Consider the following 12242-nt stretch of genomic DNA (forward strand, 5'->3'; position numbering starts at 1 on the left):
ATGAGCACAGAAAGCACTCCCGCGCTCATGAAGGGCGCGGCGGGCGTGGACGGTGCGGAATCCGACGACCCGGCTCCGGCCGGGCCGTCGGCCCGCGGTCCGCGATCCCGCAGCACCACCGCCTATCTCCGCTATGTGGCGGGCAAGCTGGCCGGCGCGGCCGTCTCCCTGTTCGCCGTACTCGTCACCAGCTTCTTCCTGTTCCGGCTGATTCCCGGCGACCCGGTCAAGCAGATGACCGGCGGCCGACAGGTCTCCACGGAGCAGATCGCCGCGATGCGCCGCGAGTTCGGCCTCGACCTGCCGCTCTGGCAGCAGTTCACCGAATACTGCGGCAAGGCGCTCACCGGGGACTTCGGTACGTCGTACCAGTTTCGCGCCCCCGTCATCGACAAGATCAGCGAGGCGCTGCCCGCGACGCTGCTGCTCACCGGCACCGCCTTCGTGCTCTACACGGTGATCGGCATCTGGCTGGGCGCCCGGTCCGCCTGGCGCAGCGGCTCCGTCGGGGACCGCGCCAACACGGCCCTCGCGCTGACGCTCTACTCCGTGCCCTCGTTCTGGCTCGGCCTGCTGCTGATCATCACGCTGTCGGTGGGCATCGGCCCGATTCCCGGGCTCTTCCCGACCGGTGGCATGGAGTCCGGCAACACGAGCGGCTTCGACTACGTCCTCGATGTCGCCCACCACATGGTGCTGCCGGTCGTCACTCTCGTCGCCGTCGAGTACGCGCGCACCCTGCTGGTGATGCGCTCCTCGCTGCTCGACGAGATGGGCAGCGACTATCTGACGACGGCCCGCGCGAAGGGGCTGCGCGACGACCTCGTACGCCGCCGCCATGCCGTGCCGAACGCGATGCTGCCGACCGTGACCCTGCTCTTCGTGAACCTGGGCACGACGGTGGCGGGCGCCATCCTGGTGGAGACCGTGTTCTCCTGGCCGGGGCTCGGCGGGCTCTTCTACCAGGCGCTGAGCGTGCCCGATCTGCCGTTGGTGCAGGCGCTGTTCTTCGTCTTCGCCGCCGCGGTGATCATCATGAACACGCTCGCCGATGTGATCTATCCGCTGCTCGATCCCCGGGTGGGCCGATGACGACTTCGACCGATGCCGTGAAGAACAGCGGCCCGCGCGCACTCAACCGGGCCCGCAGGCGCCGGGCGGCGGCCGACTTCTGGCAGCAGTACCGCAGCCACCGGGCGGGCCTCGTCGGCCTGGCCGTCCTCGCGCTGATCGCCCTGATCGCGCTGGCCGCCCCGTTGCTGGTGGGCGCCGACTCGCAGAGCGTCACCCAGGCGCCGGGCGGCCCCCTGGAGTCACCGAGCGGACAGTTCCCGCTGGGCACCGACCAGTTCGGGCGCAGCCTGCTCGCGCTGCTGGTGTGGGGTACGAGGGTCTCGCTGACCGTCGGACTGCTCGCGGCGTTCCTGTCGGTGGCCATCGGGACCCTGGTCGGGATCACGGCGGGACACTTCAAGGGCTGGTACGGGACCGTCATCATGCGGATCACCGACTGGTTCCTGGTGATGCCGACGCTGGTCCTCGCCATCGCGCTGGCCACGGTCCTGTCGCGGTCCATCTGGACGACGATCCTCGCGATCGGCGTGACGACCTGGCCCACGACCGCCCGGCTGGTCCGGGCGCAGACGCTGTCCGTCGAGTCCCGGCCGTACATCGAGCGTTCCAAGGCGCTCGGTGGCGGCCACAGCCACATCATGTCCCGCCATGTGCTGCCCAATGTGATGCCGCTGGTGCTCGCCCAGACCACGCTGGTCATCTCCACCGCCATCCTCACCGAGGCGACCCTCGCCTTCCTCGGGCTCAGCGATCCCACGATCGTCTCCTGGGGCGGGCTGCTCCAGGACGCCCGTGAGGCCGGTGCGGTCAGCTCCGGCAACTGGTGGTACCTCGCCCCGCCCGGACTCGCCATCGCGGTCGTCGCCCTCGCGTTCACGCTGTGCGGCCGCACCATCGAGACCGTGCTCAACCCCAAGCTGGGGGTGACCCGTTGACCGCCACGACCACCATCACGACGAAGCCCACGACCGGGCAGCCGTTGCTCGAAGTCCGGGACCTGCGGGTCACCTACGGCTCCGGGGCCTCGGCCGTGCCCGCCGTGCGCGGCATCGATCTGCGCGTCGAGGCGGGCCAGAAGCTCGGCATCGCCGGGGAGTCGGGCTGCGGGAAGTCGACGCTGGCGCTCGCCCTGCTGCGGCTGCTGCCCGCCTCGGCCTCCCTGTCCGGCGAGATCCTGCTGGACGGCGAGGACATCCTCGCCATGAAGTGGGGCCGGCTGCGGGCGGTGCGCTGGGCCGGGGCGTCGATCGTCTTCCAGGGCGCGATGCACTCGCTCAACGCGGTGCACCGCGTCGGGGACCAGATCGCCGAGCCGATCCTGCTGCACAAGAAGTCCACCGCCGCGGCGGCCAGGAAGCGGGCCGGTGAACTGCTGGAGCAGGTGGGGCTGCCTGCGGCCCGTGCGCAGGCGTATCCGCACGAGCTGTCCGGCGGCCAGCGCCAGCGCGTCATGATCGCCATGGCGCTGGCCTGCGACCCGCGCCTGATCGTCGCCGACGAGCCGACCACGGCGCTCGACGTGATGATCCAGGCGCAGATCCTGCGGCTGATCGAACAGCTCGTCGCCGAACAGGACCTCGGGCTGATCATGATCAGCCACGACCTGGCGGTGCTCTCCGACACCTGTGACCGGCTGGCCGTGATGTACGCGGGCCGGGTCGTCGAGGAGGGCCCGGCCAAGCAGGTGTACGAGAACGCCCGGCACCCGTACGGCAAGGCCCTGTCGGCCGCGTTCCCGAGGATCGGCGACCTCGCCTCCCGGCACGCCCCGCGCGGCCTGCCGGGCGACCCGCCGGACCCGGCGGCGCTGCCGTCCGGCTGTACGTTCCATCCGCGGTGCCCGGTGGCGCTGGATTCCTGCGCCACCGGGGACCAGGAGCTGCGGGACGCCGGGGCCGGGCGGCGGGCGGCCTGTGTCCTGGTGGCACCGGGGGCCGTCGTGGTGCCGGTGGGCCTGCCGGTGACCGAGGGCGCGGTACCGGTCGCCGAGTCCGCAGGGCCGGCGGGTCTGCCGGTGACCGAGTCCGCGGCGCCGGGTACGGATTCCGGCCGGCCCGGAGCCGAGGAAGTCGGGAGCACGACATGACCATCACCCCCCTGCTCAGCGCCGAGGCGCTGAAGGTCACCTTCCCCGGCCGGCGCGGTGCGGCCACCGCGCGTGCCGTGGACGGCGTCGACCTGGACATCCGGCCCGGCGAGATCGTCGCCCTGGTCGGCGAGTCGGGCTGCGGCAAGACGACCCTGGCCCGCTCCCTGCTGGGCCTGGTACCGCCCAGCTCCGGCCGGGTCACGTTCGGCGGCGCACCGCTCGACTACTCGGGCCGCGCGCTCAAGGCGTACCGAAAACGCGTGCAGCTGGTCCTTCAGGACCCCAGCGGCTCGCTCAACCCCCGGCACACGGTGTACGACGCGGTGGCGGAGGGGCTGCGCATCCACGGGTACGCCGGTGACGAGCGGGCCGCGGTGGCCGAGGCGCTGTCCCGGGCGGGGCTGCGACCGCCCGAGCGGTTCTTCCTGCGCTACCCGCACGAGCTGTCGGGCGGTCAGCGCCAGCGCGTCGTCATCGCGGGCGCCCTCGTCCTGGAGCCCGAACTGATCGTCGCCGATGAGCCGGTGGCCTCGCTGGACGCCTCGGTGCGCGGCGAGATCCTGGCCCTGCTGCTGCGGCTGCGCGACGAACTGGGGCTCTCCGCGCTGGTCGTGACGCACGATCTCGGTCTGGCGTGGAACATCGCGGACCGGGTGGCGGTGATGTACCTGGGCCGGATCGTCGAGACGGGCCCGGTCGAACAGATACTGACGACCCCTCAGCATCCGTACACCAAGGCCCTGTTGTCCGTGCTGCCGGAGGCGGAGGGCGAGCCGGTGATTCTGACCGGTGAGCCGCCGGACCCGTCGAAGGTGCCGTCGGGCTGCCGGTTCCACGCCCGCTGCCAGGTCCTCGCCTCGGGCGAGGCCGAACGGGCGGGGGTGGCGGACGCGTGCCGTACGAAGGATCTGCCGGTGCTCGACGGGGGTGCCGCCACCCAGGTGGCGTGCCACTGGGCCGCGGCGGGCTCGAAGGAGACGTCCCCGGCCTGACTGACCGGCACGCAGGCTGGGCCGCCCCCTCAGCCGTCGTCCGGGCCGTCCGGGGCTCCGTGGTGGATGGCGCCCGCCAGCTCGCCCAGCGGGCGGCCGGTGCCGCCCCAGCGGTGCTGGATGATCTCGGCGGCGATGGAGACCGCCGTCTCCTGCGGGGTACGGCCGCCGAGGTCGAGGCCGACGGGTGAGGCGAGGCGGGCCAGTTCCGCGTCGCCCACCCCGGCCTCGCGGAGCCGGGCGGTCCGGTCGAGGTGGGTACGGCGGCTGCCCATGACCCCGATGTAGGCGGCGGGCGTCCGCAACGCGGCGATCAGCAGGGGGACATCGAACTTCGGGTCGTGCGTGAGCACACAGATCACCGTGCGGGCGTCGACGGCGGTCGATTCCAGATAGGTGTGCGGCCAGGCGCGGACGACCTCGTCGGCGGACGGGAAGCGTTCCCGGGTGGCGAAGGCCGGACGGGCGTCGCAGACCGTGACCCGGTAGCCGAGGAACGAGCCGATCCGCGCGGTGGCCGCGGCATGGTCGATGGCACCGAAGACGAGCATGCGGGGCGGCGGGGCGTACGTCTGGACGAAGACGGACACCTCCTGCATCCGGCGCTGGCCGTGCGCCCCGTACCGCTGCACCCCTGTGGCGCCCTGGGCCAGCAGCCCGCGGGCGTCGTCGGTGACGGCCGCGTCGAGCCCCTCGGCGCCGAGGGAGCCCGCCGTACGGTCCCCCAGGACCACCAGGGTGGCCGCGGGCGCCCCGGCCTCTCCCGGCACCGCGTCCGAGGTCTCCACCGGAGCGGCCCGCGGCAGGAGCGTGGCCACGGCCACCGGCTCGTGGGCGGCCACGAGGTCCATGACCTCCCGCAACCGGCCCCGGTCGGCGGCCGAGACGCAGGCCCGCACCAGGACCTCGATCGTGCCGCCGCAGGTCAGACCGACGCCCAGGGCCTCGCCGTCGCTGATCCCGTACGACCGCAGCCGCGGTCGGCCCGAGGCGAGCACCTCGTCGGCCACCTCGTACACATCGCTCTCGACGCAGCCCCCGGACACGCTGCCCAGCACCGCGCCGTCGGCGCTCACCGCCATCACGGCGCCGGGCTCACGGGGCGCGCTGCCGTGGACGGCCACCACGGTCGCCAGGGCGAAGGGCGTACCGGCCGCGTGCCAGTCGCGGAGTTCGGGAAGGATGTCACGCACCCTGCCAGCATCCGCCGCCCGGCGGCGGAACGCGCGACGACGGGACACGCGACGACGGAACGGGGATCAGATGGCCCGGCAGTACACGCGATCAGGCGGTGCGGCCGTACGCGCGGTCAGACAGCGCGGTCGTACGCCGCGATCAGCTCGCTGCAACGCTTCACGTCGGCGGCCATCGCCACCAGGAGGTCGTCGACCGAGTCGAACTTCAGCATGCCGCGTACGTACGCGAGGAAGTCCACGGCCACGTGCAGCCCGTACAGATCCAGGCCCACCCGGTCGATCGCGTACGCCTCGACGGTCCGCTCGGTGGCGTCGAACTGCGGGTTCGTGCCCACGGAGATCGCGGCGGGCATCGCCTCGCCGTTCACGTGCAGCCAGCCCGCGTAGACGCCGTCGGCGGGGATCGCGGTGTGCGGCAGGGTCTCCACGTTCGCCGTGGGGAAGCCCAGCTCACGGCCGCGCTGCGCGCCGCGGACCACGATGCCCTCGACCCGGTGCGGCCGGCCGAGGATCTCGGCGGCGCCCGCCACGTCGCCCTCGGCGACCAGACGGCGGGTGAGCGTGGAGGAGAACGGCTGACCGCCGCCCGCCGCACCGCTCACATAGAGGTCGATGACCTCGACGGTGTAGTCATAGGTGGCGCCCAGCTCGGTGAGCAGCGCCACGTTCCCCGCCGCCTTGTGGCCGAAACGGAAGTTCGGCCCCTCGATGACGGCCTGCGCGTGCAACTTGTCGACCAGCACCTTCACGATGAAGTCGGTCGGCGACAGCTTCGAGAACTCGGTCGTGAAGGGCAGGATCAGCACCGCGTCCACGCCCAGCTCCGCCATCAGCTCGGCACGCCGGTGGTGCGGGGCGAGCAGCGGCGGGTGGCTGCCGGGGCGGACGACCTCGCTGGGGTGCGGGTCGAAGGTCACGACGACGGACGGAACGCCCAGCTCGCGCGCCCGTTCCACGGCCCGGCCGATGATCAGCTGGTGCCCGCGGTGCACGCCGTCGTAGGAGCCGATGGTGACGACGCTGCGTCCCCAGTCCTGGGGGATGTCCTCCAAGCCACGCCAGCGCTGCACTGTGACCGCTCCTCGCCCGAACCTGTGTACGTGTGTATGTCGATTACGCAGGTCTAAGACTGCCATGCTCACGTCCCGCGGCCTGCATCGGCATCGGGATCGCGGGCCGAGACGCCTCCAGCGCCTCCACCGTCCGCCGCGCGCTCGGGCCCACGACCGCCGCCCATTCCTGCGGGGCGTCGGCCAGCCAGCCGATGACCAGTGCGGCGAAACCGGGCACGTCACGAGCGAGCTCGACGAGGCTCCGGTCGAAGCGGGCCGCACCCTCCGGGGTCCGCACCAGGAGCATCCCGGTGCGGTGCACCAGCGCTCTCGTCCGTACTTCCGGCCGGTGGCCCGATCCCGTCGCGGCGGCCCGCAACAGCGCGTCGAGCACCTCCGCGTCCCGCCCCCTGTCCTGCTCGAACTCCAGCAGGACCTCCAGCAGCTCGGCCCGCAGCGGCCTGGAAGCGGTGCTTCCGGGCCCCGCGAGCACCCGGGCGAGCGCGCCGCGCACGACTGGCGGTACGGGGCGGTTCCGCAGCAGCCCGGTCACCAGGGGCAGCAGCAGGGCACGGGCGGCGGGACCGTGCTCCAGCCGCAGGTCCACGTACTCGCCGGCGTACGTGCCGTCGTCGGGGTGGCTGTCGATGTACGCCCGTACGAGCCCCGCGGCGTGCAGCGCCAGGGCGGGCGCGTCCAGCGCGGCCAGCTCCCGCAGCACCTCACCCGCGCCGTCCCCGGTCCGGACCAGCCGGGCGCGCAGGGCGGCGAGCACCGGCTCCGGGCGGGCCGGGAACACCTCGGCCAGCAGCGCCACCGGCAGCCGGGGATCCCCCGCGGCGAAGACCCGCAGGGCCTCGGCGATATGGCGGTCCCGGGTCTCCGGGTCCCGTACGAGGAGGGTGAGCGCCGGGCCGTGCAGGTCGCCGTCCGAGCGGCGGGCCAGCAGGGCGAGGGCAGCGGCGCGCAGGAGGGCCCGGTCGATGTCGGCGAGGGTGCGCTCCGCGAGCAGCGCGGCGTAGTGCGCGGCCGCCGGGCGCCGCGCGGGCCGGTCCTCGTCGCGCGCCCAGCGCTCCACGGCCCGGCAGAGCGCGGCGGGCTCGTCCTCGGCCAGTGCGGCGAGGAGTTCGGCGGCGCGCGGATGGGGCGTCACCACCAGGGCGTCGGTCAGCTCGTCCACGGCCAGGTCCCGGCGGGCGTACAGGAGAGCCTGTGCGGCGGCGGCCACCGTGGGACGCAGGGGCACGTCCTGTCCGGCGGGCAGCGGGCGCTCGTCGGTGAACCAGCGGCACAGCAGCCTCTGCACGGTCGGCGGGTCGAGGGCGAGCCGCCGGGCCACGGCGTCCAGGTACCGCTCGTCCCCGTCGGCGCGCGGGATTCCGTCGGCGGGCACGAGCCGCCGCAGCAGATCGATCCGGTCCTCCTCGGGCAGCCGCAGCCGCCGCCAGAACCAGGGCCCGAACTCCGTGTAGGCCCCCAGCCCGGCCGGCCCTGCCCCGGCGGCGGACCGCCGGGTGATCCGTCCGGCGAGCACCCGCAGGACGCCCAGATAGGGGCGTGCGTCGGGCACTTCGAGCAGTGACTGGCCGAGGAGGTGGGCGGCCCACCAGCCCGCGTCCTCGTCCGCCCGCGTCCGCCCGTCGTCGCGGGAGAGCCGGTCCAGCGCCTCGATCAGGTCGGCCATCCGGTGCGCCAGTGCGGAAGTGCCCTGGCGGCGGCCCAGCAGCAGCATCGCCTGGATCACCGGTCCGATGCGATGCCTCGGCACGGGCAGGCTGCGGGGCTCCAGCGTCTCCGGGGACTCGTGGAGCGCCTGGGGCTGATGAGGCTGGTGAGGCACTTGGATCAACGGGGGCCGATGGAGCTGCTGGGCCGACCCCACCGACTCCGACTCACGGGACTCACGGGACTCACCGAACCGCTGAAGAGACCGGGGCTGCTGGGACTGCTGACGGGGCTGAGGCTGCCGTGACCGCCGGGGCCGCGGCAAGGACCCCCGCCCGGAGACCACCGGGGCCACCGGGGCCACCGGGGCCACCGGGACGACCGGGCCCGCCGAAGCGGTCAGCGAGGCCGCCGGAACCGCCGCCACCGTCCGCTCCTCCCCCGTGTGCCAACGGTGGACCAGCGACCGCAGCGCCGCGTCCAGGTCCAGGTGCGCGCCCTGCACCCAGTCCCCCAGCTCCTCGTGGGCGAAGCGGTAGCCCGCGCCCGCCGGAACCAGGAGGCCCTCGGTGAGGACCGCCGAGGCCCAGCCGGTGCGCCAGGGGAAGATCTCCTCGAACGCCGCCCGGTCCAGCTCCCCCTGGCCCGGTCCGAGACAGCGCCGGGCCGCCTCGTGGACCTGCCCGGCCACCCGGGCGGCCAGCCTGCGTACGGCGGTGCCACGGGGCTGCGGGTCGGCCGCCGCCGCGATCCGGACCGCGACGCGGACGCACATGAGGTCGAGGTGGGCGCCGAAGACGTCCTCGGTGTCGGGCCGGCCCGCCACGTCCGGGGGCAGCGCCGCGCGCACCTCGGCGAGCAGCCGGAGCGTGAGCGGGTGCCGGTCGTGGCCGGGGGCGAGGGCTCCGGCGGGGATGCCGTAGCGCTCCCGGGCCCGCTCGGCCTCGCTCGCTGTCAGGTCGCCCAGGCGCAGCGCGGGCGGCAGCCCCCTGGCGGGCCGCACGGGGCGGTGCAGGGTGTCCGGCGGGTGGAACGACCCGGCCCGCTCCCAGTGTTCGGGGCGGCACGCGACGACCAGCCGTGCCCCGTGGTGCCGCAGCCAGTCGGCCGTGCCCGCCGTCCACTCGGCGAGCCGGTGGGCCAGCAGCGGGGGCATCTCCTCGGGGCCGTCCAGCACGACGAGCAGCGGGTGCCCCGCCGCCGCGGCCAGCGCGGCCACCCGCTCGGGGGTGGCCGTCCCCATGTCCCCCCGGGCCCCGGCGGCGGTGACGATCCGTGCGGACCGGGCGAGGGTACGGGCGACGGCTTCGGCGACGGACGTGTCGTCGGCCAGCAGATCGGCGCCGCGCAGCCACAGGGTGAGCGCGGGTGCCTCGCCCCCGGCACGGCGGGCGGCCAGGGCGGCCAGTTCGGTGGTGCGGCCGGTGCCGGGCGCACCGACGAGGCCGAGGACCGTCCCCGTGCCGTCCTCGAAGGCGGTGAACTCCGCCTGGACCCCGTCCCGCTCCACCCGTTCGGTGCGGGCGCCCGTGCCGCCCGCCGAGCCGACCGAGGTCGCGGTGAGCTGGAGGGCACCGGCGAGGTTGAGGTCGGGTCCGTAACCGGGGACGCTCATCGCGTTGCGCCGCAGCAGGGCGTCGAACTCGCCGCCGGAGCCGGGGGCGAGCGGCAGGGCGAGCCCGGCCGCCTCGTGGGCGGCGCGAAGGGCGGTGCAGAGCACGCCGAGGACCGCACCGGTCCGGGGATCGGTCACCGGACCGCCCACGGCCGCCCCGCCCGAGCGCAGCGCGTCGCGCCCGTCCGTGCCTAGGGCCAGTTCCAGCGCCGCCCCGACCGGGTGGCCGCGGCCGCCTTCGGTGTACGTGGCGGGGGCCGTACCGAGCACGCGGGCCTCGCGCCAGCCGTGCGCGGCGATGCGGACGTACGTCCCCGCCTCGATCCGGTCCCGAGCGGCGATGGGCAGCGGTTCGGTGCCGAGCGCTTCGGGTCCGCCGGTGCGCACCAGGGCGAGGCCGAGCGCGGGCAGCGCGGTGATGTCGTCGGGACCGACGGGACAGGTGCGGCCGTCGCTCCCGTGGAGCACCAGAGGCGCGTCGGAGGCGACGGCCCGGTGACTGGTGACGACCGTTCCGCGATCGTCCGCGACGAATCCGGTCCCTCTCGGCCGGCCGGCCCGATCGCAGATTTTTACCAGCTTCGACCGGTCCCCGCTGCCCATGGTTCAGACGGTAGGTCGGCAACGTTCGGTGCGAGAAGCGCAGGGTACGAAAGCGCCCCCCTGCGCACCCCTCGTTCACTCCGAGCGCCCGTCCATTGGGGTGAATTCGCGGGTCTGGGTGGACAGGGCTCATCGCGGGAGGGGGGTCGTGGAGCGGGCACCGGGGGCTGTGCCCGCTCCACGACGGAGGCGGTGGCGGAGCCCGTCAGGCGAAGACGGCGAGGCTCTTGGCCTTGCCCTTCTGTTCCTCGACCAGCACCAGGAACCGCCCGTCGGGCCCGAAGACCCCGACCGGTCCCGGCGGATACGCGGGCATGTCCAGCCGGACCCCGTTGAGCAGCAGCTTGGCCCGCTTCTCGTCCACGTCCCAGCGGGGGAACGCGGAGGCGGCCGCCTCCGCGACCGGCATCACGGTCAGCTCCTCCTGGTGCGCCTCCAGCGTCCTCGCCGCGTCCAGCCCGTACGGGCCGACCCGGGTGCGCCGCAGCGCGGTGAGGTGCCCGCCCACACCGAGCCCGGCACCGAGGTCCCGGGCGAGGGCGCGGATGTACGTACCGGAGGAGCAGACGACGGAGACGACGAGGTCGACGACCGGGGTCCCGTCCTCGGCGACCGCCTCGCGGACGTCGTGAACGGCGAACGACGAGACGGTCACCGGACGGGCCGGGATCTCGAACTCCTCGCCGCCGCGCACCCGCGCGTACGAACGCTTCCCGTCGATCTTGATGGCGCTGACCTTGGACGGCACCTGCATGATCGGGCCGCTCAGTGCCGCCACCCCGGCGTCGATGCCCTCCCGCGTCACACCCGAGGCGTCGGTGGACGAGATGATCTCGCCCTCCGCGTCATCGGTGATGGTGTCCTGCCCGAGCCGGATCGTGCCGAGGTACTCCTTCTCGGTCAGCGCGAGATGGCCCAGGAGCTTGGTGGCCTTCTCGACGCCGAGGACCAGCACACCGGTCGCCATCGGGTCGAGCGTGCCGGCGTGCCCGACGCGGCGGGTACGGGCGATGCCGCGCATCTTGGCGACGACGTCGTGCGAAGTGAAGCCGGACGGCTTGTCGACAATGACAAGGCCGTCCGGCGTCCTGTTGTTCTGCTGTGTCATGCGGAGGCCGAGCCCTCGTTCCCACTGGGGCGCTCGGGCTCGTCGGACCCCTCGGCCTCGGCAGCCTCGTCCTCGTCCTCCGGCTTGCGGTACGGGTCGGCGTCGCCCGCGTACTTCGCGCCGGTCGACACCTCGCGTACCTCGGCGTCCTTGGCCCGCGCCTTGTCGAGGAGGTCCTCGATGGTGCGGGCGTTGTCCGGCAGGGCGTCCGGGACGAAGGCCAGGGACGGCGTGAACCGGACCCCGGTCTGCCGGCCGACCTCGGAGCGCAGGACGCCCTTGGCGCTCTCCAGCGCCGCGGCGGAAGCCGCGCGCTCCTCGTCGTCGCCGTAGACCGTGTAGAAGACCGTGGCCTCCCGCAGGTCGCCGGTGACACGGGCGTCCGTGATCGTCACGAATCCGAGCCGCGGATCCTTGATACGCCGGTCCAGGGTCTCCGCGACCACGACCTGGATGCGATCGGCCAGCTTGCGGGCCCGCGCGTTGTCGGTCACCGGTCCGTCACTCTTCCTTCTGGTTTTTGCTTACGGTTCAGTCTTCGTCACTGTGCAGCCGCCGTCGAACCGACAGCAGCTCCACCTCGGGACGCGCGGCGATCAGCCGCTCGCACCGGTCCAGTACATCTGTGAGGTGTCCGGTGTCCCCGGAGACCACGGCAAGGCCGATCTCGGCCCTGCGATGGAGATCCTGCCCACCCGTCTCCGCCGCACTCACCGCGAACTTGCGCTGCAGCTCGGCGACGATCGGGCGGACGATGGAGCGTTTCTCCTTCAACGACCGTACGTCGCCGAGGAGCAGATCGAAGGACAGTGTCCCCACATACATGTATGTCCGGATATCCCGCCGGT

10 protein-coding genes are annotated in these 12242 nt (G+C 73.6%); 4 read left to right on the top strand and 6 right to left on the bottom strand.

Going from position 1 to position 12242, the window contains the following annotated elements; translation table 11 throughout:
- Genes OG413_RS00800 through OG413_RS00815 form a run of 4 tightly spaced genes read left to right on the top strand, consistent with a single transcriptional unit; the run spans window position 1 to window position 4155 of the window.
- Complete coding sequence (locus tag OG413_RS00800; protein ID WP_266802354.1) at window positions 1-1092, top strand: ABC transporter permease; 1092 nt, start codon at window positions 1-3, stop codon at window positions 1090-1092.
- Complete coding sequence (locus OG413_RS00805; protein ID WP_266802355.1) at window positions 1089-2009, top strand: ABC transporter permease; 921 nt, start codon at window positions 1089-1091, stop codon at window positions 2007-2009. The genes OG413_RS00800 and OG413_RS00805 overlap by 4 nt, the downstream gene beginning before the upstream one ends.
- On the top strand, window positions 2006-3160 hold the full coding sequence (locus OG413_RS00810) for an ABC transporter ATP-binding protein (protein ID WP_266802356.1): 1155 nt from the start codon (window positions 2006-2008) through the stop codon (window positions 3158-3160). Before OG413_RS00805 ends, OG413_RS00810 begins: the two co-directional genes overlap by 4 nt.
- Complete coding sequence (locus OG413_RS00815; protein WP_266802357.1) at window positions 3157-4155, top strand: ABC transporter ATP-binding protein; 999 nt, start codon at window positions 3157-3159, stop codon at window positions 4153-4155. The genes OG413_RS00810 and OG413_RS00815 overlap by 4 nt, the downstream gene beginning before the upstream one ends.
- Window positions 4156-4184: 29 nt before the next feature.
- Here OG413_RS00815 and OG413_RS00820 read toward each other — a convergent pair whose 3' ends face one another.
- From OG413_RS00820 to OG413_RS00845, 6 genes are all read right to left on the bottom strand, one after another.
- A complete protein-coding gene (locus tag OG413_RS00820) occupies window positions 4185-5348 on the bottom strand; it encodes an XdhC family protein (protein WP_266802358.1) in 1164 nt (387 codons plus the stop codon).
- A gap of 116 nt (window positions 5349-5464) precedes the next feature.
- A complete protein-coding gene (locus OG413_RS00825) occupies window positions 5465-6421 on the bottom strand; it encodes a bifunctional riboflavin kinase/FAD synthetase (protein WP_266802359.1) in 957 nt (318 codons plus the stop codon).
- A 43-nt stretch (window positions 6422-6464) separates the two neighbouring features.
- Window positions 6465-10286, bottom strand: a complete 3822-nt coding sequence (locus OG413_RS00830; RefSeq protein WP_266802360.1) for a trypsin-like peptidase domain-containing protein — start codon at window positions 10284-10286, stop codon at window positions 6465-6467.
- A 205-nt stretch (window positions 10287-10491) separates the two neighbouring features.
- On the bottom strand, window positions 10492-11394 hold the full coding sequence (gene truB / locus OG413_RS00835; RefSeq protein WP_266802361.1) for a tRNA pseudouridine(55) synthase TruB: 903 nt from the start codon (window positions 11392-11394) through the stop codon (window positions 10492-10494).
- A complete protein-coding gene (gene rbfA / locus OG413_RS00840) occupies window positions 11391-11888 on the bottom strand; it encodes a 30S ribosome-binding factor RbfA (protein ID WP_266802362.1) in 498 nt (165 codons plus the stop codon). Before rbfA ends, truB begins: the two co-directional genes overlap by 4 nt.
- Before the next feature lie 37 nt (window positions 11889-11925).
- Entirely contained in the window at window positions 11926-12219 is a 294-nt protein-coding gene (locus tag OG413_RS00845; protein WP_266802363.1) for a DUF503 domain-containing protein, read from the bottom strand.
- Between the last annotated feature and the right edge of the window lie 23 nt (window positions 12220-12242).

This window comes from Streptomyces sp. NBC_01433 (assembly GCF_026340105.1).
Classification (GTDB): Bacteria; Actinomycetota; Actinomycetes; order Streptomycetales; family Streptomycetaceae; genus Streptomyces.